This is a genomic window from Sporomusa malonica (assembly GCF_900176355.1).
Taxonomy (GTDB): domain Bacteria; phylum Bacillota; class Negativicutes; order Sporomusales; family Sporomusaceae; genus Sporomusa; species Sporomusa malonica.
In genome coordinates, this window is record NZ_FWXI01000015.1 from 1 (window position 1) to 24552 (window position 24552).

The 24552-nt window shown below is 44.5% G+C and carries 18 protein-coding genes and 1 pseudogene; 3 read left to right on the forward strand and 16 right to left on the reverse strand.

Annotated features, from left to right (window positions below; all coding sequences use genetic code 11):
- Nucleotides 1-955 precede the first annotated feature (955 nt).
- From B9A22_RS16010 to B9A22_RS16030, 5 genes are all read right to left on the reverse strand, one after another.
- Complete coding sequence (locus tag B9A22_RS16010; RefSeq protein ID WP_176215554.1) at nucleotides 956-1141, reverse strand: hypothetical protein; 186 nt, start codon at nucleotides 1139-1141, stop codon at nucleotides 956-958.
- Nucleotides 1142-1352: 211 nt separating this feature from the next.
- On the reverse strand, nucleotides 1353-1862 hold the full coding sequence (locus B9A22_RS16015; protein WP_176215555.1) for a GNAT family N-acetyltransferase: 510 nt from the start codon (nucleotides 1860-1862) through the stop codon (nucleotides 1353-1355).
- Between the two features lie 148 nt (nucleotides 1863-2010).
- On the reverse strand, nucleotides 2011-3084 hold the full coding sequence (locus B9A22_RS16020) for an FUSC family protein (protein WP_084576959.1): 1074 nt from the start codon (nucleotides 3082-3084) through the stop codon (nucleotides 2011-2013).
- A gap of 91 nt (nucleotides 3085-3175) precedes the next feature.
- Nucleotides 3176-3598 carry a GNAT family N-acetyltransferase gene (locus tag B9A22_RS16025; RefSeq protein WP_084576960.1) on the reverse strand — a complete coding sequence of 141 codons (423 nt, stop codon included), beginning with the start codon at nucleotides 3596-3598 and terminating at the stop codon, nucleotides 3176-3178.
- A gap of 218 nt (nucleotides 3599-3816) precedes the next feature.
- Nucleotides 3817-4941 carry a radical SAM protein gene (locus B9A22_RS16030; protein WP_084576961.1) on the reverse strand — a complete coding sequence of 375 codons (1125 nt, stop codon included), beginning with the start codon at nucleotides 4939-4941 and terminating at the stop codon, nucleotides 3817-3819.
- A gap of 368 nt (nucleotides 4942-5309) precedes the next feature.
- Between B9A22_RS16030 and B9A22_RS16035 the strand changes: the two genes are divergently transcribed.
- The 3 genes and pseudogenes from B9A22_RS16035 to B9A22_RS25520 all read left to right on the forward strand — a co-directional run.
- Nucleotides 5310-6182: an AraC family transcriptional regulator gene (locus B9A22_RS16035; protein WP_084576962.1), complete on the forward strand. Its 873-nt coding sequence runs from the start codon at nucleotides 5310-5312 to the stop codon at nucleotides 6180-6182.
- 90 nt (nucleotides 6183-6272) lie between these two features.
- Nucleotides 6273-6956, forward strand: coding sequence for a helix-turn-helix domain-containing protein (locus B9A22_RS16040; RefSeq protein ID WP_084576963.1), 684 nt, complete (start codon nucleotides 6273-6275; stop codon nucleotides 6954-6956).
- Nucleotides 6957-6973: 17 nt separating this feature from the next.
- Nucleotides 6974-7846 (forward strand): annotated as a pseudogene (locus tag B9A22_RS25520) (IS3 family transposase); the annotation flags it as partial.
- A gap of 226 nt (nucleotides 7847-8072) precedes the next feature.
- On the opposite strand, the gene B9A22_RS16050 reads toward B9A22_RS25520, so the two are convergent.
- The 11 genes from B9A22_RS16050 to B9A22_RS16105 form a co-directional block, all read right to left on the reverse strand.
- Nucleotides 8073-8840: a class I SAM-dependent methyltransferase gene (locus B9A22_RS16050; protein WP_084576965.1), complete on the reverse strand. Its 768-nt coding sequence runs from the start codon at nucleotides 8838-8840 to the stop codon at nucleotides 8073-8075.
- A gap of 36 nt (nucleotides 8841-8876) precedes the next feature.
- Entirely contained in the window at nucleotides 8877-9506 is a 630-nt protein-coding gene (locus B9A22_RS16055; RefSeq protein ID WP_084576966.1) for a TetR/AcrR family transcriptional regulator, read from the reverse strand.
- Nucleotides 9507-9883: 377 nt separating this feature from the next.
- Nucleotides 9884-10528, reverse strand: coding sequence for a hypothetical protein (locus tag B9A22_RS16065; protein ID WP_084576968.1), 645 nt, complete (start codon nucleotides 10526-10528; stop codon nucleotides 9884-9886).
- A gap of 208 nt (nucleotides 10529-10736) precedes the next feature.
- On the reverse strand, nucleotides 10737-11342 hold the full coding sequence (locus B9A22_RS16070) for a cyclodeaminase/cyclohydrolase family protein (RefSeq protein WP_176215556.1): 606 nt from the start codon (nucleotides 11340-11342) through the stop codon (nucleotides 10737-10739).
- A 73-nt stretch (nucleotides 11343-11415) separates the two neighbouring features.
- Nucleotides 11416-14925, reverse strand: a complete 3510-nt coding sequence (locus tag B9A22_RS16075) for a bifunctional glycogen debranching protein GlgX/4-alpha-glucanotransferase (protein WP_084576970.1) — start codon at nucleotides 14923-14925, stop codon at nucleotides 11416-11418.
- A gap of 18 nt (nucleotides 14926-14943) precedes the next feature.
- Nucleotides 14944-17385 (reverse strand): glycogen/starch/alpha-glucan phosphorylase, encoded by a 2442-nt coding sequence (locus tag B9A22_RS16080; protein ID WP_084576971.1) that lies wholly within the window; start codon nucleotides 17383-17385, stop codon nucleotides 14944-14946.
- A gap of 56 nt (nucleotides 17386-17441) precedes the next feature.
- On the reverse strand, nucleotides 17442-18878 hold the full coding sequence (gene glgA, locus B9A22_RS16085; protein WP_084576972.1) for a glycogen synthase GlgA: 1437 nt from the start codon (nucleotides 18876-18878) through the stop codon (nucleotides 17442-17444).
- Between the two features lies 1 nt (nucleotide 18879).
- A complete protein-coding gene (gene glgD / locus B9A22_RS16090) occupies nucleotides 18880-20001 on the reverse strand; it encodes a glucose-1-phosphate adenylyltransferase subunit GlgD (RefSeq protein ID WP_084576973.1) in 1122 nt (373 codons plus the stop codon).
- A 46-nt stretch (nucleotides 20002-20047) separates the two neighbouring features.
- Nucleotides 20048-21250, reverse strand: a complete 1203-nt coding sequence (locus B9A22_RS16095) for a glucose-1-phosphate adenylyltransferase (RefSeq protein ID WP_084576974.1) — start codon at nucleotides 21248-21250, stop codon at nucleotides 20048-20050.
- Entirely contained in the window at nucleotides 21144-23201 is a 2058-nt protein-coding gene (gene glgB / locus B9A22_RS16100) for a 1,4-alpha-glucan branching protein GlgB (RefSeq protein ID WP_084576975.1), read from the reverse strand. The genes B9A22_RS16095 and glgB overlap by 107 nt, the downstream gene beginning before the upstream one ends.
- 116 nt (nucleotides 23202-23317) lie before the next feature.
- The gene (locus B9A22_RS16105) at nucleotides 23318-24481 is read right to left on the reverse strand and encodes a glucose-1-phosphate adenylyltransferase (RefSeq protein WP_281252400.1); all 1164 of its coding nucleotides are present in this window, start codon (nucleotides 24479-24481) and stop codon (nucleotides 23318-23320) included.
- Nucleotides 24482-24552 lie beyond the last annotated feature (71 nt).

Below are 24552 nucleotides of genomic sequence, written 5' to 3' on the forward strand. Positions count from 1 at the left end.
AGGCTAGATACAGAGTGGCTGGCTAAGCCTTCTCAGGCGGGATTCCCACCCGCTATACTCTGTGCACTTCTTGGCGCACAGAACCGTCCCTTTGTTTCCCTTTGTTTCCTGTGACGTCTTAGAAGGTAAGCCAAAAGGGGTTGTCTGTCGGGACTTTTCCTTTTTGTGCAGAGAATATCCTAAACGGCCATCAATGTAAAGGGGTTATTATATTCCTCTATGGATACAGCGGGGATACAGGATACAGTAGGACGGTTCTAACTGTATCCTATGCTTCCATTCTTGATCCCACCGTATGGTTTTACCAAAAGCTCGTAGATCTTTGGGGAGCGACTTTCTTTTAGTTAGTTGACTAATAAAGGTACTGTAATAAATAATACTGTACCCCTGCAATGACGTAGCTCAGGTTGCCCGTAGACTCGAACTAGGCCCAAAAACTATATATCGTTGGTATCAGATAATGACAGCCGCTGCGCTAACCATGTTCTGTCACAAAAAAATAAAAATAGATAGGAAGATTAAACCTCCTACCTATTTTCGCACCATCCCTATAGCATTCGGTACACGACAATCTCAAACAACCTATTCCAATCTTAATGGATTTGATTCGCCTGAACAGACTCCTAATTGAACTGAAAAAACTTGTTTCAAACAGTCCCTAATTCCACGACATCAATGCTTTTTGGGGTGAGAGGGTTAAAACCGATTAATGGTAAACAAAAAACACTATCCTGATCCAGAATACTAACCACTCGACCACTTCAGAAAACTTCAACTCTGAAATACTTGGGTTGATCTCTAGCCCACTATACGGATGGTGCTTAACTAAATAATAACATAGGTCGAGTAAATTTGCAAGTTTACCTAATCTGTATTTGCTAACATAAAAGTAGCTCTTCAGCATTGACAAAACTAAAAGCATATTGTCATGAAGCATCTAAATAGCAGTTGGTGCTTATGGCAGTTGAATTTCCGTGTAAAAAATCTGCTCCGTTTCTTTCGCCGGCTTTACCGGTTTTGCCGGAAACAGTTTTTCGGCTTCGCTGATGATGTTTTTATGCATGTCTGCTGCTGTCGAAGGATCAACACTGGAATAAACTAATTCAGATCCTATGCATATCATTTTATTCTTAGATGTCACAGGGGACGGGGTTGTTGACATTTCCGGGCGGCAAACATGCACAATTTCAGCGGTCAGTGTGCACAATCCATGCGGTCAAGGTGCTCATTCTACGGCGGCATATTCAATTGGCTCTACATCCCCAGTAAAGTAACAAAAAAAATAAGAATGAGTGCATTGTTAACTGACGTATGACGGTTTTTCGTTTAGAGGTCGCCATTGACAGCCCCCTTTAAATATCAAGCATTACTTTCTCATAACAATTAAAGGGTAGTTCTCGCATTGGAATAAATATTTGGCCAACTTTTTTGTATCCTCGTTTTTCATATAATCTGTTTGATTTTGGATTTGCTGTATATGCATCCAACCTTACTGATCTGTAATCATTTTTCTTTGCATATTCTTCTGCAAAATCCATCAACTTCATGGCAATTCCTTTACCTTGCCAATTTGGATGTATTGCTAATCTGTGTATTATAAGATTTCTTCCTGTTTCGCTAAGCCATTGTATTTTTGAATATTCTGTTGGTTGATCTTCATTTACTGTAATAATTCCAACATAGTCATTATCATCCTTGATCAGAAATAATGCTCTTTGTTGAATATCCTCAGTAACTACATCAATGTTTGGATAATATTGATTCCATTGAAAAATATCTTTGGATTCCATGTCTATTATACATTCATGTATGAGATTAATTATTCCTTCTACATCATGCCGAATCGCTAATATAATATCCATAGCTGCCTCCTTTAAAATAATATTTATCAGCCGCCACGGAGGGCTATTCATTTAGGGGATACAAAAAGGACAGTTCTCTTATCCCTTGTTTAGCCATGACGTTAAAGCTATTTTCTAAAGGAAAAAGAAAAACCGTCCCTATTGTTTGTCACCGGTTCTCAACACTTTCATACAGCAATTTCTTGGCTTGCCGTGTAGCCCACTTAATTTCATTCGCAGTTAGAGCAACTTCCAGTAACCCATGGAGATAATAACTGTCTTTAAGTCTTGGCTGCCACTGATCAATTGCCTTTGTAAGACTATCCCAATAATCTTCACTAATTTTTTCTGGTTCTGCCGTACCCCCATCGGCAATAACAGACCTAAGCTTTCCATTCAAGCGAATAACGATTGTACATCCACTTTCTAATATATCAAGAATAGCTCTAAATTCATCGCTAATAGGTGGCACACCAGACTTTATCCTTCGTTCCAATCTTGTAGGCAAAATATCAAAAATACGGTCGCCCTTTTTTATAATAGACTCGTTGTAATCAATCAGCTTTTCCGCCAGATAAATCCATTCTTTATGCTCAGCTGAATCAGCGACAACGTGTCGTTCTCTACTTAACAAATCAAGCAGCATTCGCGCTTCCTTATTTAGTTTGTAGACTCTGTTTCTTTGTTCTTCATCTATACAAAATTCCTTGCCGTCAAGTCCGACGTAATCTTGCACCGCACGGCAGAAGTAAAGAACAGATGCCTCGTTACTCTGCCTGAGTTTCTCCTTAAGCAGTTTATTGTATCGCGGCGGCCATAACAATACGTTGACAAGCATAGCCGAACCAAGGCCAACAAAGATAACGCCCGTTCTAGCAAGAGCATGAAACAAGAATTCTTCAGTACTGGAACTTAGGACAAAGAGCGCAGCAACTATTCCCATTGTTATGCCGCTATGCAGTCTTAATTTTATGTAAATCGGGATAAGTAGAATAACAATCAGACCTGCCGATAAAGGATTAACACCGAGAAAATAGCCAATAAAAAAGCCAGCAACGACACCTAAAATGTGAATCAAAATCTGATCCCGCGCTGCCCTTAGTGTTAAAAAAATTGACGGCTGCATATTTATCACCGCAGAAACAGCACCAAAAAAGGCAGGTTCCAGCCCAAGATACTTGCAGAAAAACATTGTCATTGCAACAGCTATACCCGTTTTAATAACCCGTGCCCCAATTTTCACCCCTTCACCTCCCAGTCTGCATGTCAATGGCACCATCGTCCGCATAACAACAACAACCGATATGTCATTCTATACTTTGGTACAAAACAAATCACTCAGTAAATCCTTTTTCACGCATTTTGCTTTCATTATTGAATCTTGCCATTCCAGTAAGCATTCTATAGTACCCAAAATTACTATAAAATGGTTCTTTCCCTGGACTCGCATACAAGATAATGTTAATCTTCTGCAAATCTTTGTGAATTTCATCAACAATCAGTCTACCAACTTTTTTTCCCTGATATATAGGCAAAACAGCAATGTCGTAGATTGCCGCCTGATATGCACCGTCGGAAATCGCACGACCTACCCCAATCAGTAAGTCATTATCAAATACAAATACTACGCAGTAGCTATTTTCAAAAGCTTTTCTCGTCAACTCTATAGGATGTATTGCCAACCCTGCTTCCTGCAATACCCTACAAACCGTCTGCCAATCAATCTTATCACAGTTTCTTTGAATTCGATATTGCATACTTACCTCCCCAATCTTCATTGTCAAAGCAGGCATAGAGCCAAGCCCTATTTAAACTATTTCATTGTGATAGAACGCCCTATATAATGAACTCGTGATTTGCGGATCATATAATACCTTATCAACGGTTTTGACTCATTGTATTGCATCCCGACTCACCACACATCATACCTTCTGTTCAGTTAAGAGTATTCCTGTATTCCTACATGACATACCCACTAAAAATCTATAATTTCTGGTTTATAGTCATCAGGCAACTCTTCTTCATTTAAAAATTTGAAATTATCATCATTCAGTATTGGTATAAATATTTCGTATGGAATCATAGAAAATTCACAGGCATAGTTACTGGAACCGAACCACATACCCGCTTTGCTGCTCAAATTTAAACCTCTTGCAAACTTTGTGTAGTTTGAGCAATCATGAACTGCTAAATCCCAGTTTTCTTCATCAGCTATTTTCATGAATTTCAAAGTTAATTCCCTACTCCAAATTGGAGATATATAGCCCTGTCGGCAAATATACATATTTTCCCCATAATAATTGTCTATGTTATTCTCATTTAAATGCAACTCCGCACAATTGATAAAATCGAGTTTTGTCTCGAAGATTGCCTGCTTTTTCTTAAAAAATACTTCGAAAAACTCAGGCGTCATTGGAGTTTCAATACCTACACTTCTAATATGTTTTTTCGCTAATCCAATATTTTCAATTACTTTGTCCGAACAATTAGAAGCACCTAGGTTGAAACGTATCTCATCAAGACCGGCTTCACCCAATGCTTTCAATGTCTCTTCTGTAGCTAAAGTGCCATTTGTGTATAAATGTTGATGAATTTGAGCATCACTAAATTTTTTTATAACCGAATAGTATTCTTCAATTTCCATGAAGGGCTCTAAAAAAACGTAGGAAATGCCAGTGGGTTTTTGGTGAATGGAAAGAAGCAAATCAATATCCTTCTCGTAAAATTTCGTGCCTCCTATTTCCCACATGCCTTCTCCAACTGGATGAATATCTTCTAGTTCGCCATAATTGTAACAGAACTTACACTCTAAATTACATTTGTTCGTTTTCCTAATTGCACTCAAACCAGTACCCAACAGACAAGAACGACATCCTCGGGGGAATTTGCTTTCATTTCCTACAAAAAAAGTTCTTTTTTCCAAAGTTTTCAAATTTCCAATTTCTGACATCAACGTATCATTTCTATGATCAATTGCTGCCTCAATTTGCGCAAAAGTAGAGTAAATGATTTCTTCATGTTTTATACTAATTTCCTCTTCCTCTGGCAATTGTGAAAAAAAATCGAACCATATCAACGCATCTTTTTTGGAAATTTTCATAACGTATCCGCCTATCTACTTAATCTAATACTTCACATGATTCGCCAAGTATAAATACCATTTAAAAATCAGTAGTTGAGCTTGATTACTTAGCCATAGTATTTAAATTATACTGGGTTACGCATCAGTTTTCAACAATGTCGTCGTGGAAGACCCTCCATTTTTTGTACCTTTCCGGTGCAGATTGTATGGAAACAGATCGCGCGTATCGGTCAACGGTGCAATAAATTTAGGGTTATGCCCTGATCGCCCTAAAGAGAATCAATAAAGCCTACATAATTAAGTTCTGACCCTGCAGAACTGTGCACGTAATGTCGGATAGACACATCAACTTTCTGTTAATCTATCAGTGGAGGTGGTCATAGCAAATGGGTACACTTGAAAAATTGAATGCGGCCTTGCATCATATTGAAGAAAACCTAACTGATAATATTAACTTTAAAGAAGTTTCCAGACTGGCTTGTTGTTCGGAGTATCATTTCAAAAGAATGTTTTCTTTCCTTGCAGGCGTTACTTTATCGGAATACATCCGACGCAGACGACTCACGCTTGCGGCATTTGAGCTTACTAATAGTAATATCCGCGTTATTGATGTCGCTATTAAATACGGATACAACTCACCAGATGCATTTACAAGAGCCTTTGAGAGCTTGCACGGGATAACTCCGTCCGAAGCTAAAAATACTGGCCAGACACTAAAAGCCTATCCCCGCATGACCTTTCATCTATCAATTAACGGAGGTATTGAAATGAACTATCGCATCGTAGAAAAAGAGGCTTTTCATATCATCGGTATCAAGAAGAGAGTTCCAATAGTTTTCAACGGAGTTAACCCTGATATTGCTGCTATGTGGCAATCATTAGATATGGAGACTATAACTAAACTAAAAACCCTTTCGAATCTCGAACCATATGGACTGATTAGCGCTTCCGCGAACTTTTCCGAAGGGCGGATGGAGGAAAAAGGCAAGCTTGACCATTATATCGGTGTTGCAACAACTAATAATTGTCCAGATAATTTATCTCAACTTGAAGTTCCGACTTTAACATGGGCCGTATTTACAGCAGTTGGACCATTTCCAGAAACGCTTCAAGATGTTTGGGGACGTATCTATTCCGAATGGTTACCTTCCTCAAATTATGAGTTAGCAGAAGGCCCCGAAATCTTATGGAATGAGCATAAAGATGTAACCTCGCCGAATTTTAAGAGCGAAATATGGATACCGATCACAAAAAAATAACTGTAAAGGCCTCACCCCTAATGATATGCTCCCCTTGTGGTAGACAGATGAAATAAAAAAACTGTCTGCCACAAGGAGGAGCATGTTTTTATGAGTAAAAATTTTTCCGTTTCTTATGAGGAACGCGTCCGTGCGATTGAAAAGTATTTGCGGCACGAAGCTTCATTAAATCATCTGGCAAAGCAATTGAAAGTTAGCCATGGAGCCATTAAGCAGTGGTTAATAACGTATCAGTCTTTGGGGCCAGCGGGCTTAATGGAAACATCAAGAAACATGCGTTATTCGTCGAGTATGAAAGAAGCAGCTGTAATGGATTATTTGGCGGGTGCTGGTTCTTACATAGAGCTTTGCAAAAAATACGGAATTAAATCAACCCGTCAACTACGAAACTGGGTTTCAAAGTATAATGGTCATGAGAAGTTAAAATCTTCTGGAACGGGAGGAGTACCCATCATGACCAAAGGACGCAAAACAAGTTATGAGGAAAGAGTTGAAATCGTTAAATATTGTATCGAACAACAGAATGACTATGCTAAAACGGCACAAAAATACCGGGTCTCTTATCAGCAGGTCTATAGTTGGACAACCAAGTATGAAACGAATGGTGTCGAGGCATTACAAGATAAACGTGGCAAAAGAAAGACCTTGGATAAAATGTCTGAGATCGAGCAGCTAAAAGCTGAGAATAAACTTCTTGAAGCCAAAAATAAAAGGCAGCAAATGGAGATAGACTTCTTAAAAAAGCTCGAGGAAATAGAAAGGCGGCGGTTCTAAGTCAGGTAAAACATGAAACCATTTATCTTGCAATCCAAGAGCTTCATGATACAGCAACCTATCCAATACAGAAGCTCTGTGAAATTGCAGGTATACAAAGATCTTCTTATTACAAATGGCTAAGTAGAAACGAGAATGCTAATGAGCAGATAAATAAAGCGTTGATTCCACTGATCAAAGATGCCTATCAAGAACGTAATGGTATTCTTGGATACCGCCAAATGACTATTAAACTCAATCGTGAATACAGCATTACGGTAAATCATAAGAGGATTTACCGATTAATGAAGATTTTACAGCTTCAATCTGTATGTCGCAAAAAAAGAAGGAAATATATCCAGTCCACACCTGAAATCACTGCTGAAAATATCCTGAATAGAGAGTTTACAGCAGATTACTTTGGGAAAAAATGGCTTACTGATGTGACAGAGATGAAGTATGGTCTTGAACAGAAAGCACATTTAAGCGCAATACTGGATCTAGCAGATAAAAGCATTGTCGCTTTTGTGCTTGGCCATTCGAACAATAATGAACTTGTTTTTGAGACCTTTGACATAGCTCATAAAGAATATCCTGATGCAAATCCCCTCTTCCATAGTGACAGGGGATTTCAATATACAAGTAAGATCTTTCATAAAAAGCTTGTTGATGCCGGAATGACACAAAGCATGTCCAGGGTCTCAAGATGTATCGATAACGGTCCCATGGAAGCATTCTGGGGAATGATGAAATCAGAGATGTATTATCTCAAAAAGTTTAGTTCATACGATGAGCTGGAAGCTGCAGTCAGTGAATATATAGAGTACTACAATAATCATCGATATCAAAAACGGCTCAACTGTATGACTCCGATAGAGTACAGACGATATCGGAGTCATACAGCTGCATAAAAAAATGATGCCAACTTTTACGTAAAGTTGACATCAAAAAACTTTAATTTTTTCTACTGTCTACTTGACAGGGAGCACTTCATAACATTATGGGTCGAGGCCTTTTTTCGCCGTTACCAAATGCCCTGAATGACGTATAGGAATGATTCCTTTGCACAAGGCCTACTTTATATAAGCTCACTGGCTGAATTATTCTTGAGTTTGATCAAGGCTGAGGAATATGAATTTACATCTTTTTCCCAATATAAAATACATATCCATAATACTGTTTGTATTTTGAATATAAGTCTGCCTCACGCCTCATAAGTGCAATCAGATCCTCAGCGGTTTTATTCCCCGTATGTTTTTTCAAAAATTCCTCTTGCCTTGCTTTTTGCGGAATAAGATAATTGTCTATCCAACAATTCTCAGGCAACGTAAATGCGGCAACAGGAATATAACCTGTTTTTTGCATGATGGAAATATTATGCCCTATTGTGCTAATTTCAGGAACTGCGTCTAACCACCACTTCTCAATTTCAGCGGGGCGCTCATCAGTAAACCATGACTCATATGTTACGGCAACATAACCATCTTTTTTGAGGAACCCCTTCCAGTGATTCAAGCCTTTTTCAAAACCTATATTGGCAATAGCCCCCTCAGACCATATAAGGTCAAATTCGTCATTCTGAAACGGCAAATTATCCATTGAACCGACAATACCTTTTACCCTGTTCTGCAAACCAAGTTTTACGGCTGTTGCATTAAGCTTATCAATCGAGCCGGCGTAAAGGTCGAGGGCGGTGATGGTTGCTTCTGTATTTTGTGCCAGAACCATTGTTTGAGCGCCTGTGCCGCAACCTAAATCGGCAATTTTTGTTTTGTTTGAAAGATTGTCGATAAAACCTAATGCCCTGATGGTTTCTTCGGAGCTACCGGGTCCCTGCCGTTCAAGCTCTGTGAAAAATTCATTGATGAGGGCAAAATCAAATTCGTGGATTGTTATTTCTTCCATTGTTTATACTCCTTATCTTCTAATTATACCTTTGGTTTACTCCTTTTGCTTCCGTGGGGAGGCGTTCTTTTCTATAAAGCGCTCAATGTGCTCCGCTAATAGTTTAGCGGCCTCTTTCTTGTCAGGCGTTGTATCTGAAATGCTTACCAACAAATAAAACGGCGCGTAAAACTCAAGCGCAAGCTGTTTTGGGTTGCTTTTGCTCCAAATGCCTTGTTCCATCATTTCACGGAATAAATCTTCCATATAGCTGACCGGCCCGCTTACAAGGCATTTTTGATACAGTTCCATTATTTCCGGGTTTCTGTATTGCTCCAAAGTCAACATTTTTCGGAAATTACTGAAAAATTCGTCCTCCGTCCAAAAATGAAACTGCGCCTCAATGAAAACCTTGATTTTATCCACAGCAGTATTGCGGTAAGCCGATGGTGATTTATCAAATGTTTCCTCCGGTACTTCATACTTTTTCGCTCTATCAACATCCATCTGATATATACGCTCCACAATGCTATCGAATATATCCCGCTTATTCTTATAGTGCTTGTATAAAGCCCCTTTTGTCATGCCAAGCTCTCCGGCGATGTCGCTGACCGAAGCAGCCTCATATCCATCCTGCGCAAATAAACGAAGCGCAGTATGCAAAATATTTTCTTTTGTGGCGGCCATCTAAAAATCCTCCCCATGCAGTAAACGATAGTTCACTATTATTTTAGTCAACGTTCGTTCACTTGTCAATAGGTTTAACAAAAATGGCATTGTACTGAACGAGAATTTCGGCATTCCGCTAAACGGCAAGCCGGGCAACTGTAGCCCCAAACCCTGCCACTTCGGGCTAACTTGGCCCGAAGTCGGGGCGCTGCGCTTCTTTGTTGCGTCAGGGGATGTCACGGGGGCGGTGGTAGTGTCCTCGAAGATATTCAAGACAGAACCACCGTCCCTGCGTCCGTACCAACAAAAAAACAACCATCACCTATTATTATAGGCTATGGTCGTTATTATGACCTCATAATGATTTTTTCCGGTGCTAAGCCCATTTCAGACTATTACCGCCTTAATTCAGTATGCAAATGATTTTCCAAAGTCATCATAAGGAACCCACAAAAAGCGGCATTATCTACTTGCAGTGAAGCATGAACTTCTTGTTTCATCTGCATGATTTGTTCTCGAAAGGCCTTATAAAATTCAAAGGTTGGGTTGGAATTGTACTTGAGTCCTGTTAATTCAAAATACTCTATTATGCCTTTCGCTGTGGTCGGTTTGATGAAAACTTCCACACTTGGCCGGTAATATATAGGATAGACTGTTAACAGCGGCCATTTCGCCAGCTTGTACTCATGAAGTAGTCCCGTCATCAACCCAAAGCCAAACGCCTGATCTCCATGTAAAAACTCCTTCAGGCCATGGGCTAAATGCTTTTTCTCACCGTCGCTCAAGACTTTCACTAAATCTCTAAACTTTGGCTTTTCAAAAAGAGAAATCAAAGAGGACTGGCTGACAATCTTCCCCATGGAATCTATGATATTGTCGGCACTTTCAAACTGTCCAACTGCAAAGCTGTCCTGGGCCATTTTTTTCATTTTTTCCACTTTGTGCTTTTTCGTCAATTCGAGCATCTGGGGATTAGAAAATCCACCGGGAAATCGCATGACAAAAATTTTTTCGGCTTCTTTGAGCTTCGCTTTGTTCATAACCTCATCTCCTCGTTAGGATTTACATAAAAGGACTTACTCCAACAGGATGGTTCTGTAGAATCGTTTAATTAAATTCAGCAACCACTATTTTACGCCCTGGTCCACTCTGACTTATGATTCATATAGAAAATAGCCATAACTTCCACATAGTAAGTTATGGCTATTTTAGAGTAGTTATTTCACTGGTAACGGCTCTCTTATGACTCTACCGTAAACTAGTCATTAATATTTCAAACCTGCCCTGCAGCTCATCAATTCGGGCCTGAAATTCCTTGACAAGTAGCTCTTCCTTGATTAGTGACAGGTTTATTTTTGCAGCAGCAAGAGAACCTTCAATGCCTGTTTTCAGCACCAATAAACCGATCTTCAAATCACCTAATACACCATGCTTAACTTTCGGCAACAATATTACGGCTGGCTCCAATGCCGCTATGCAGGCTTCGCTTATTCTCAGAGGTACATCGATAGCCGATAACGCAGCTAATTGAATTTCTGCCTTGCGGTGCTCTATTTCCTGAGGGGTTGACTTCTGTATTTTATAGGCAGCAAGTACTCCACCATAAGCCGCAGCATCGCTTTCGATATAAGTTAATAATTCATTATGTAACTTGGCTAGCTGTGTCTTTGCTTTTTTAAAAAAATCTTTATATTGCTCTCCTTCCGGACGTCCATAAGCAGAGTCTACTGACATTTCTACTAAGCAAACACCCATTAGTCCCGAAAGTGCTATCACACTGCCACCAGCAGGAACTACTGGTTCATCAGCAGCAACCCGCTTAGCAAAATCTTTAATACTCAAATCTACTAACATTTTCTCACCCACCCTTCGTAAAACTAACTCAGCCAAGAGCAACTGCATTATCTAATTCTTAAGGTACTCATTTCTATCCCCGCCCGCTCAGCCGCGTCCACTTAGCTAACCGTTCAGCAGCCTCTGGCGTAATCAGCCCCGGCGTCAGCCGCCAGATCCAGTTACCGCCAACTGTTCCAGGGGTATTCATCCGCGCCTGGGTATCAAGACCAAGCACATCCTGCAGCGGTAAGATAACCGTGTTGGCCTGGCTGAGATAAGTGAGCTTAATGAGTTGTTCGCACACACCGGCATTACTCCAATCACTGCTGAGATCCAGCCGTTTTAGATGTTCCAGCACAATGTGCTTGAGATGTGGTTCAGTGCTGTCAAGCTTTTGGTACCAGCCTAACAGCGTGTCATTGTCATGGGTTCCGGTATAGGCAATAGTATTACTGCCGGTATTATGAGGAAAGTCGGGTGCTGACCAGCCGTCGCCAAAGCTGAACGGCAGCACCTTCATACCGGGGTAGCCAAACCGGTGTTTAAGCCGATTGACACCTGGGGTGATAACCCCCAAATCCTCGGCTACCAGCGGCAGCTTGCCCAGATGCTTTTCAATTACGGCAAAGAACTTAGCGCCCGGCCCAGCTACCCAGCGGCCATTGACTGCGGTTGTTTCACTGGCCGGGATTTCCCAATATGCTTCAAACCCCCGGAAATGGTCAATACGAATAAGATCCACAAACTGCAGCAGCACTTCCAGACGACGACGCCACCAGCGATAGTCGTCTTTTTCCATTTCACCCCATTTATAGAGCGGGTTACCCCAAAACTGCCCAGTGGCACTGAAATAATCGGGCGGTACACCGGCCACTTTGACTGGGTTGCCTGCCTCATCCAGCTCAAATAAATTAGGATTGGCCCAGACATCTGCGCTGTCATGAGCAACAAAGAGCGGCAGGTCACCGAAGAGACGTACTCCCCGGTTATTGGCATAGACTTTAAGCTCCTGCCATTGCTGCCAAAAAACAAATTGCAGAAAAGTTTGGTACTCAATCTCTTCATCCAGTGCCTGCCGGTAATAGTCAAGCGCTTCATGCTCACGCGTCCGGGCATCACTATCCCACTTGTTCCAAGCCAGTCCCCGGAAGTGTTTCTTTAGCGCAACAAACAGCACATAATCGGGCAGCCAACTAGCTGTAGTCTCAAGAAACTCCGTATAGGCCTCAGTCCTCCCCTGGTGCCTAAAACGGTCAAATGCCAGCCGGAAGATCTTCTCTTTCCACAGCTTCACCCGCGGGAAATCAATAATAACCTCGCTCTGACGGCGAAAGACGCCAAACGGCAGCTCATTTTCAGCCAGCCAGCCGGCTGCTACCAGCTTTTCCGGAGAAATCAGCAGGGGATTGCCCGCAAATGCTGATAGACACTGGTAGGGCGATTCACCAAAACCCACCGGATTGAGCGGCAAAAACTGCCACAATGTCTGACCTGCAGCAGCCAGAAAATCAACAAACTTATACGCTTCCTGCCCTAGGTCGCCAATACCAAACGGCGAGGACAGCGAAGTCGGGTGCAGCAGCACGCCGCTGGTACGCGCCTGTTTCTGCCCAGTCGGGGCAGATTGGGCGAACAGCAGCCTGCCGGTAAGCGGCGACAGCGTTAGTTCCAGACGGCCATGATCAGGCAGCTTAATAGTTTCGCCGGTAAGCGCATCTGTCACATAGTCCTGGTCCGCAAACCAGGTACTGGTGTCAACGTTAATACTTGCTTGCTCCTCAGTACTACGATTGAAAATAATGGCCGCAGTGTTATCGGCCTCCAGACCGCCAAAGACATCCTTACCGCCCCGAATGCGGCGTACATAGCCATACACATGGCCTTCAGCCAGAAGCGGCAGCCATTCCCCAGTTCTAAGCACAGGATTATTCTGGCGTAAACCTGTAAGCTTTTTGTACCACTCCTGCAGAGCTGCCTCTTCCCGCCCCCACGGATAGGTGCGCCGGTTTAACGGGTCACTGTAGCCTTCGACACCGGCCTCATCACCATAATAGATACAGGGAGCACCTGGAAAAGTCATCTGCCACAATACGACCAGCTTGAGCCGCGCCAGCCCCAGCGCGCGCTGTTCAGACGAGAGCTTATGCTTAAAGGCCGCAATTTTGGTATGCGAGCTTTCAGGCGGCGCTTCGCCTAGCAGCGTCAAAATGCGTGGCACATCATGACTGCCAATAACATTTAGGTTGGCATAAAAGTTTTCCTTCGGGTAATTTTCATACAGGCTGTACAGGTCGCGGTGCACCGCCTGGGCATCGCGCCAGCCCAGCATGAAGTCAAGGACAAGCTTCCTGAACGGATAATTCATCACAGCGTCAAGCTCAGTGCCGTCAAAATACTGCCGGAGATAGCTATATGCGATTTTTTTTGATGCATCTTCCCACACTTCGCCGATTAATACAGCCTCAGGGTCAGTCTCTTTTAGTGCTTTATAAAAATTTCGCAAAAAACTCTCAGGCAGCTCATCTGCCACATCCAGACGCCAACCTTTGATGCCTAGGCTGTGCCAATGCTTGAGTACACTGTCTGGCCCGTCAATAATGAAGCGTTGGTAGGATGGATCTTCTTCCTGGACATTGGGAAGATTGCCAACCCCCCACCAAGACTCAAATTGATCCGGATATTCGGTAAACTTGTACCAGGAGTAGTACGGAGAATCTTTGGACTGGTAAGCTCCAATACTGTCATAAGTGCCATCCTGATTGAAATAGATACTGTCACTGCCGGTGTGGCTAAACACCCCGTCAAGAATAACGGCAATGCCACGTTCCTTGGCCTTAGCGCACAAGTCGGCAAACAGCTCATTATCACCAAACATGGGATCAATGGTCTTATAGTCTGCCGTGTCATACTTATGGTTTGATGGTGCAGCAAACACCGGATTAAGATAGATCGCGGTTACGCCCAGCTCTTCGAGGTATGGCAGCTTAGCAATCACACCGGCCAGGTTGCCGCCAAAGAAGTCATAGGCCAAAATAGCGCCTGTATCCATGTCCCGGGTATAGACAGGCGTATCCTGCCAATCGGCGTGAAGCAGACTGCCTGGCCGAGGATTCAATATCTTATCGTCAGACTGACCGTTACAAAACCTGTCAACAAATATTTGATAGACAATGGCATGTTTAAACCAGCTAGGGGTAACCGCACCTTGACGATAGGTGCTGATTTGATAGGAAGGCGGCGGATCATCAAGAATCCGACCCACGCCCCCTGTTTCTTCGGCGTTGTTACCGTAATAATAGGTCTGCCCACCCTGTTTGACAATAAAGTAGTACCAAATAACACCCGGTTCTTTAGGAGTGGCAATCACAGCCTGATAGAGATGCTGGCCACCCTGATCCTGAACAAGACGCATATCTGTCAGGGTCTCGCCAAACCCGTCTTGCCACTGCCGGAGAACTACGGCCTCTACCGGCGGCACTCGATAGTGCTGCGGTGTGGCAATGAGTAGGCGTAAGGTTACCTCAGTATTACAAGAAACAGCCCCAAAGGGGCTGCGAAAATCGTTATTGTGGGAATCGTGCAGTATCCAATATTGGTTCATGCCGGTCCACCTCCCGTATTAGCTTTCCCGAATCACAACCGGCTTAGTACCCCAGATACCAATAGCATATTCAGATACAGTACGATCACTGGCAAACCGGCCAGAAAAAGCAATATTGTTGATCGCCATGGCCTGCCAACGGCTTTGGTCCCGATACAGACTTGCCACTGTTTCCTGGGCAGCCGCGTAATCCGGAAAGTCCTTTAAGACAAAGTACTCATCATTGGTACGCATCAGCGAGTGGTGGATGCTATGAAATTCATCCGGACTAACTGGCAAGAAGCCGTTCATCAACTGGTCAACCACTGTTCTTACCCGCGGATTGCCGTGGTATATGTCCAGCGCATTATAGCCGCCATGTTTGTAATAACTGAGAACTTCATCTGCTGTCAGACCAAAGATGACAATATTATCATCGCCAACCTCGTCGCGAATCTCTATATTGGCCCCATCCAAGGTACCAATAGTAACAGCACCATTCATCATAAATTTCATATTACCGGTGCCTGATGCCTCACGGCTGGCGGTTGATATCTGCTCACTGACATCAGCGGCCGGCATAATGAGCTCAGCTAACGAAACACTGTAATTTTCCAGAAAAGCCACTTTGATCTTGCCACCAATCGCCCGGTCATTGTTAATTACATGGGCTAAGGTGTTAATAAACTTAATGATACGTTTGGCCAGATAATAGCCGGTAGCCGATTTACCGCCAAAAATAAAGGTGCGTGGCTCAATATCAAGGTTAGGATCTGCCTTAAGGCGGTTATAGAGATCCAGGATATGCAGCGCGTTCAGTGTCTGACGTTTATAGGCGTGAATGCGTTTTACCTGCACATCAAAAATCGAGTTAACATCAACGGCTATATTCATTTTATTTTGTATATAATGAGCTAACTTCTCTTTATTGGCCTGCTTGACAGCCTTAATACCGGCTTGGAAGGCCGGATCATGGGCATAGCGGTGTAGGCTAGCCAGTTCATTTGGATGAGCCAGCCAGCCTGACCCAATGGTTTCGGTAATCAAAGTTGCCAGCTTTGGGTTAGCTTTGGCCAGCCACCGCCGGTGGGTCACGCCGTTCGTCTTGTTATTAAAGCGGTGCGGGTAAAACTGGTGGAAATTGGCCATAACCTCTTTTTTCAATATCTCACTGTGCACTGCGGCTACACCGTTGACACTATGACTGCCAACAACAGCCAGATTAGCCATCCGGACATAGCAATCGCCAATAATGGCCATATCCCGAATACGTTCCCATTGATTAGGGTATTTTTTCCAGAGATCGGCACAAAAGCGCTCATTGATTTCGTGGATGATCATATACATCCGTGGCAGCAGAGCCTGAACCAAATCAATCGGCCATTTCTCCAGGGCCTCAGGCAAAATGGTATGATTGGTGTAGGAAATGGTCTTCCTCGTAGTATACCAGGCCTCATCCCAGCCTAAGCCCTCTTCATCCATCAGAATCCGCATCAGTTCTGGCACGGCCAAAGCCGGATGGGTGTCATTAATATGGATGGCGACTTTCTCATGTATTCTGGCCAAAGCAGCAGGAGCTGCACCATGTGTCCGCTTATACCGCCTAACTATACTCTGCAGCCCGGCAGATACGAAGAAATACTGCTGCTTGAGCCTCAGTGTCTTGCCTTCCGGATAGTTGTCATCTGGGTAAAGGATTTGCGAAGTCGCTTCCAGTGAATATTTGTGCTCAACGGCTTTTAAAAAGTCGCCCTTACTGAAGGAGGAAAAGTCGAAATGATTGGTCTCAGCACTCCATAAACGCAAGGTATTGACAGTATTGCAGTTCGCGCCAACAACAGGAACATCATAGGGCACAGCAAGCACCGGTTCATAATTTTCGTGAACAGCGATAAGCCGTCCCCCTTGTTCCTCTAACCGGACATGACCGCCAAATTTTACTGTAACCGCCCGGTCTGCTTTGCGCATCTCCCAGACATAGCCATCCCTGAGCCAGTTATCTGGCAGCTCTATTTGGTAGCCATCCACAATCTTTTGTTCAAACATTCCATGGCGGTAACGAATGCCAGTGCCATGGCCAGGGAGTTGCAACGATGCCATTGAATCAAGGAAGCAGGCTGCCAGGCGGCCTAGTCCCCCGTTTCCCAGACCAGCATCATGCTCCACAGCCTCAAGCTGGTCTAATTCAATACCGAGCTCACTAAGCCCCTCGCTGCATAGTTCAGTCAGCCCCAGATTAAACAGATTACTCCCTAAGAGCCGCCCCAGCAAAAACTCCATCGAGAAGTAATAGACCTGCTTTTCTTTCGTGGCACGGTACTGTTTGTTCGACTGATACCAGCGCTTACTGATGACCTCACGGAGCAGGGTACTCAAGGCTACATATTTATCAGTCGTTGACGATTCATCAAGACTTTGACCGAACAGGGTCTGCATCTTATCAATAAAGGCTTCTTTAAATTGCTCTTTAGATTTAAACATAACCATCCCCCTCCCCCATTATAACTATTTCAAAACCAGGCCCCGCCCGGATATCTTTATTCGCACACTAACTTTTCATAGAGTTCCCGGTACTCTGCTGCTGATTGTTTCCAGCTATTTTCGGCACGCATAGCATTTTTAATCACTTTGGCCCACTGTGTCCGGTCTTTATATAAAGCTAAAGCTCCCTCAATTACATTCAGCATCTCATGCGCATTGTAATTGTTAAAGGTAAAGCCATTACCCTGACCGGTCGCAGGATTAAATTGTGTAACTGTATCTTTAAGACCGCCTACTTCGCGCACAATTGGAATACTGCCATACCTTAGACCAATCAGTTGACCAATGCCGCAGGGCTCAAATCGTGACGGCATAAGAAACAAATCAGAGCCGGCGTAGATTCTATGGGCTAAGCGATCAGAAAAAGTGATATTAGCTGACACTTTATTGGGATGGCGGTGCGCCGCGTCAATAAACATTTGCTCAAAGCGCTGCTCACCTGTTCCCAGCACAACCAGCTGTACATCAAGCGTTAATAACTCCTCCATAATATGGGATACCAAATCCAGCCCCTTTGAATTAACCAGTCGCGAGACAATGCCAATGAGCGGTATCTGCTTGCCAACAGGCAACCCCAGCTCAGCCTGCAAGTGCAGCTTGTTTTCAAGCCGTTTGGTGGTAGCCCGCCAGGTATAGTTTGTATGAATTTCCGGGTCATTTGCCGGATTATAGATTTCATAGTCAATACCGTTGATGATGCCGTACAGATCAGCCTGGCGCTTGACTAAAAAGCCATCAAGCTTTTCACCAAAGTATGGCTGCTGGATTTCCTGGACATACGACTTACTGACAGTTGTAATAAGATCACTATAAGCCAGACCGCCTTTTAGGAAATTGACCTGGCCATAAAATTCTAGACCGGCTTCCGTAAATACGCTGGCTGGGAGACCCAAAAGGTCACCTAAAATGTCACCAGGAAAAATGCCTTGATACATTAGATTATGAATAGTAAACACGGTCTTAATACGTGAATACTCGTTTCGAACGAGGTACTGCTGTTTAAGCATGACCGGCAATGGCCCTGTCTGCCAGTCATGACAGTGAACAATATCAGGAATAAAATCCAGCTGAGGGATTGCCTTCAGAACGGCCCGGTTAAAATAGGCAAACCGTTCAGCCTCATCGTAATAACCATAAAGACCGTCACGTTTAAAGTAGTATTCATTATCGGTAAAATACCAGGTAATCCCCTGGTGTTTCAGCTCATACAGCCCGCAGTACTGCCGGCGCCAGCCAACAGGTACCGTCAGCGAGGCTATTTGCGTCATTTGCTTGACATATTCCTGCGGAATCGAGCTATATTTAGGCAGAATTACCCGGATATCAATCCCCTGATTCTTCAGTTCTTTGGGCAGGGAGCCCACCACATCACCAAGACCGCCGGTCTTGGCAAAGGGGGCTGCTTCTGAAGCCACAAACAATACTTTTAGCATATTAAATCACTGTCCCTTTTTCGATTACGATCGGGTGATTTAACTCGCCTTTGAGCTTTTTACCTGCCGTAATTTTTACGTCTTTGTCACAGATAACATTCTCCAGTACTACTCCTGGGCCGATTTCACTCTTTTGCATAATAATGCTATTGATAACCTGAGCGTCTTTATGCACTTTTACACCGCGAAATAGAATGCTATTCTCAACCTTACCTGCGATAACCGAGCCGTTAGCTACCAAGGATCGCGTCACAGCAGCATCCTGCTGGTATTTAGCCGGCGCTTCATCTTTAACCTTGGTATAGATTGAGCCGTTAGCAAAAAAGAGTTCCTGCCATACCTCAGGACTTAAGAGTTCCCTGCTATGGTCGAAATAACTCTGGACTGAGCTTATACGAGCTAAATACCCACCAAAGGAAAACCCGTACATTTTGAGAGTCCCAAGGTTTTTAGCAAAACAGTCGCGAGCCACGTTAGTCCCGCCCCGCGACATGCTGGCATCAATTAAGTCAACCAAGAGCTGACGGTCAATAAGACACATCCCCATCGACATCTTGGTGCTGCGCGGGTGGACAGGACAAATCTCCATATCAACAATCCGGCTGCAGTCGTCTGTTTCCACCATAGTCGCATTGGTAAATCGACGGATATCGCCGCCGCTGTATTCTTTATATAGTACAGTGATATCGGCCTTTTTCTCAAGATGAAACTGGTACACAGCCTCATAGTTGATATTACAAACCATCCGGGTACCGGTTAAGAGAATAAAGCGCTGGCGGCTGCTTCTGATATAGTCAAGATTGGCAAAAACGTCAGCCAGATCATTAGGAAACGCGCCCTGGACATTGCCGGTCTGCAGTGAGGGCAGTATGAACAAACCATCCCGTTTCCGGGCTAAATCCCACTCTTTGCCTGAACGGATATGATCCATGAGCGAACGGGAGTTGCCGGCAGATAAAATACCCACATTGGTTATACCTGAATTGATTAGGTTAGACAAAGCAAAGTCAATCAAACGATAGCGCCCGGCAAAAGGAATAGCGGCCAGCGGCCGGTATCTGGTGATCTCCCGGAGCAAGTCATCGCTTTCATGTAAATTAATAAGCCCCATTATATTCTTCAATAAACTTCTCCTCCTAATGGTATGCGTTTGTTTCGCACCGGGAGTATTATGGACGGGCAAGCAAGGCATTGCGCCTAATCTTAGTCTCGCTGTTAATGGTCATGTTGTCACCAATTAAAGTAATCCCCGAAAACCAGCGGCTGGCTTCCGGCTCTGCCACTGCTTCAAGCCCAAGCTGCGCACCGTCCTCAACAACTGATTTGCGCCCGATAATGGCTTTGGTAATCACAGCGTTGGCCCCCACAGAGGCATAAGGCATAATGATCGAATCTTTGACTTTTGCCCCTTCGCCAATATAGACACCAGGAAATAACACCGAGTTTTCCACCTCGCCAAAAACCTGGCAGCCCTCAGTAACCATCGAGCAAGCAATCCGGGCGGTATCTGCCACAAATTGGGGCGGCTGCGTGGGGTTAACAGAATAGATCCGCCAACTGGTATCATATAAATCGAGTGCTGGTTCATCACCTAAGAGATCCATATTGGCCTCCCAGTAGCTCTCCACTGTGCCAACATCCTTCCAGTAGCCAGCAAACCGGTAGGCATAGAGTCGCTCGCTGCCAGCAAGCATCTTCGGAATGACATTTTTGCCAAAATCATGGCTGGACTTATCATCGACTGCATCGGCTGCTAAATAGGCCCTCAGTGCTGGCCAGCTGAATATATATACGCCCATGGAAGCCAGATTGTTCTTAGGATTCTTGGGCTTTTCCTCAAACTCGATAATCCGTTCCTCATCAGCCGTATTCATAATGCCGAAGCGGCTGGCTTCCTCCCAGGGCACCTCAATCACGGCGATAGTGGCGTCAGCCTGCTTGGTCTTATGATAGTCAAGCATCAGCGAATAATCCATTTTATAGATATGATCCCCTGATAGCACCAGGACAAATTCCGGGTCAAACATCTCAATAAAGTTAAAGTTCTGGTAAATGGCGTCTGCTGTGCCTTTGTACCATTCACCGCCTTTTTCCCGGACATAGGGCGGCAGCACATAAACGCCGCCGTTTCTCCTGTCAAGATCCCAGGCACTGCCGATACCAATATATGAATGAAGGGCTAACGGCTGATACTGAGTAAGCACGCCAACAGTATCAATCCCCGAGTTGTAGCAGTTACTTAGGGGAAAATCAATAATCCGGTATTTACCGCCGAACGGCACGGCGGGTTTTGCCAGTTTTTTGGTCAGAGTCCCCAGTCGGCTTCCCTGCCCCCCCGCTAAAATCATGGCCACACACTCTTTGTTGCGCAAAGTGCTCCACTCTCCCCCTAGTATTCCTGTTTAACCTTCTGCTTTGAATTTTGCGTTTAGAACGAATCGGCTTTAAATACACGGCAGCCAAGGGCGGCAGCGTAATGACAAGCGAATGGGATTGATTCTGCCACGGCACAAGCTCTGGGCTCAGCTCCCCTGGGTTGCCCTGCCCGGAACCGCCGTAGTCCGGATTGTCGCTATTAAATGCCTCAAGGTAATAATCGGCAGCAGGTACGCCGATCCGGTACCCGTGCCTGACAACAGGCGTAAAGTTTAACGCCACAATCATAATGTCGTCAGCCTTTTTGCCTTGCCGCTTGAAAACAATGACACTCTGCTGGTAATCTTGACAATCAATCCAGGAAAATCCGTGCCAGTCCCGGTCATTTTGCCACATAGCCGGGTTGTCCAGATAAAAGTGGTTAAGCGCACGAACATAGCCGTGCATCTTACCATGCATCTCATAGTCTAACAGATGCCAATCCAGACTATCTTGATAGTTCCATTCAATAAACTGGCCGAATTCACCACCCATAAAGAGCAGCTTCTTTCCAGGGTGAGCCATCATATAGGCATAAAACGCACGGAGATTGGCAAACTTCTGCCAGTAATCACCAGGCATTTTATCTAACAGCGACTTTTTCCCGTGGACTACCTCATCATGGGATAATGGTAGGACAAAGTTTTCCGAAAAAGCATACATAAAAGAGAATGTCACCAGACTATGCTGGTACTGACGATGTATGGGTTCAAACTCCATATAGCGAAGCATGTCGTTCATCCAGCCCATATTCCATTTAAAATTAAAGCCTAGACCACCTGCATACGTCGGATGAGTCACCAACGGCCACGCGGTCGAGTCCTCGGCAATAACTAAGGCCTCCGGGTAGTTGGCAAAAACTGCTTCATTCAGCTTCCGCAGGAAGTGGATGGCCTCAATGTTCTCAGTACCGCCATAACGGTTGGGCGCCCAATCGCCTTCTTCCCGTCCATAATTCAAGCACAGCATATTGGCAACCGCATCAATTCTGAGGCCATCTATATGATATACGTCCATCCAGAATACTGCATTGGAGATGAGAAAACTCATAACCTCAGGCCGTCCAAGATCAAAATTAAGCGTCCCCCAACCGTGGTTTTCACTGCGGCAAGAATCAGCATATTCATAGAACGCTGTACCGTCAAAACGGGCCAGGCCATGCGCGTCTTTGCAAAAATGGCCAGGCACCCAGTCCAGGATAACACCAATCCCTTGCTGATGACAGCAGTCAACAAAATACATAAAGTCCTCAGGCGATCCATAACGGCTGGTCACCGCATAATAGCCTGTAGCCTGATAACCCCATGAACCGTCAAAAGGGTGTTCGGCCACCGGTAAAAGTTCAATATGAGTATAGCCCATACTTGCTGCATATTCAGCTAAGTCTGGGGCCAGCTCACGGTAAGATAGGCGTGACTTGTCACTGCCCCGTTTCCAGGACCCTAAATCAACTTCATAAATATTCATCGGTTGTTCATAGGCAGTCTGCTTGGCTTTACCTTCGCGCCACTGAGTATCCTGCCAAACATACCCATCCAAGCAGGCTACTTTTGACGCTGTTTTGGGCCTGACTTCAGCAGCAAAGGCATAGGGATCGGCTTTATGGAGCGTCTCACCCCAGGCGGTAACAATCTCGTACTTATAGATGTCACCAGCCTTAAGCCCAGGAATAAACAGCCCCCAAATGCCACAAGTGCTTACTTTTTCCATATCATGGCCGCTGCCATCCCAGTTGTTAAAATCGCCAATAATCCGTACTTTTTGGGCATTAGGCGCACATACGGCAAACCGTACGCCTGGCAGTCCATTTACTGAAGCCACATGGGCTCCCAGCATATTGTAACTGCGATGATTACTGCCTTCGTGGAATAAATATAACTCTTGATCAGTAAACCATGCCTTAGCCATTGCATTCCATCCTTTATTACTAATTGTAAATTGATGGTAATATTCGTACTGTATTGTTCGCTATCGGCACGAAAAATTCCTGTTAAATAATAGCAGATTTCCTGTGTTTAGAAAATTTAACCTGCCAGGCAAACCTGTTCCTGGGATTTGTCGGCTGCTGACTGCCGGCTGGCAGCAACCGCAATAAGGCCGTTCGCCTCATCATCGGCAGCCGCTTTAGTAAGTACGGCATTTTCTGTAACGATAGCCCCGCAGACGACGGCGCCGCTCTCAATCCGCGCCTGAGGCATAACGACAGCATCCTTGACCTTAGCCCCAGGCCCGATATAGACCCCAGGAAAAATGACCGATCTTTCTACTTCACCCAAGATGATTGAGCCGCCGGAAATTAACGAGCAGCTCACTTTGGCTTCAGCGCCATGATAATGAGGCGGCAGACTTAATTCAGGCGAATAAACAGGCCACTCATCACCGGTTAATACCAGGCTCGGCTCATCACCTAACAAATCCATATTCGCCTCCCAATAACTATCTACTGTACCAACATCCTTCCAGTAGCCGTTAAACCGATAGGCGAACAAACGCTGCTTTGCAGCCAGCAAGCTGGGAATAATATCTTTACCAAAATCATGACTGGATTCCTTGCTGCTAGCATCACTTGCCAAGTATTGTTTTAACACTTTCCAAGTAAAAATATACACACCCATGGAGGCTTGGTTGCTCTTAGGCTGACGGGGTTTTTCAGAAAAATCGGTGATACGGCCGCTGGCAGCCGTATCCATAATCCCAAACCGGCTGGCCTCACTCCAGGGTACTTCCCTAACGCCGATTGTGACATCTGCCTGACACACCTTATGATAGTCAAGCATTTCAGCATAATCCATCTTATAGATATGGTCACCTGACAGCACTACCACATATTTTGGCTCGAAATGCTCGATAAACTCGATGTTTTGATACACGGCATCAGCTGTGCCTTTATACCATTCGCCGCCTTTCTCCCGTGCATAGGGCGGCAAAATATGCACTCCACCACCACGTCTGTCAAGATCCCAGGCACTGCCAATGCCGATATATGAATGAAGTGCCAGCGGCTGATACTGAGTCATAATGCCCACTGTATCAATCCCTGAATTGCGGCAGTTACTCAAAGTAAAATCAATAATGCGGTATTGACCGCCAAACGGTACGGCAGGCTTAGCCAAATCCTTAGTTAACGCTCCCAGCCGAGTACCTTGCCCCCCAGCCAATACCATAGCAATCCATTCCTTATCCCCCAATGTGTTCCCTCCTTGAAAGTAGGCCTTTTATGGCAGTTATAACTAAGCTATGCCAGGAAGGACACATATAG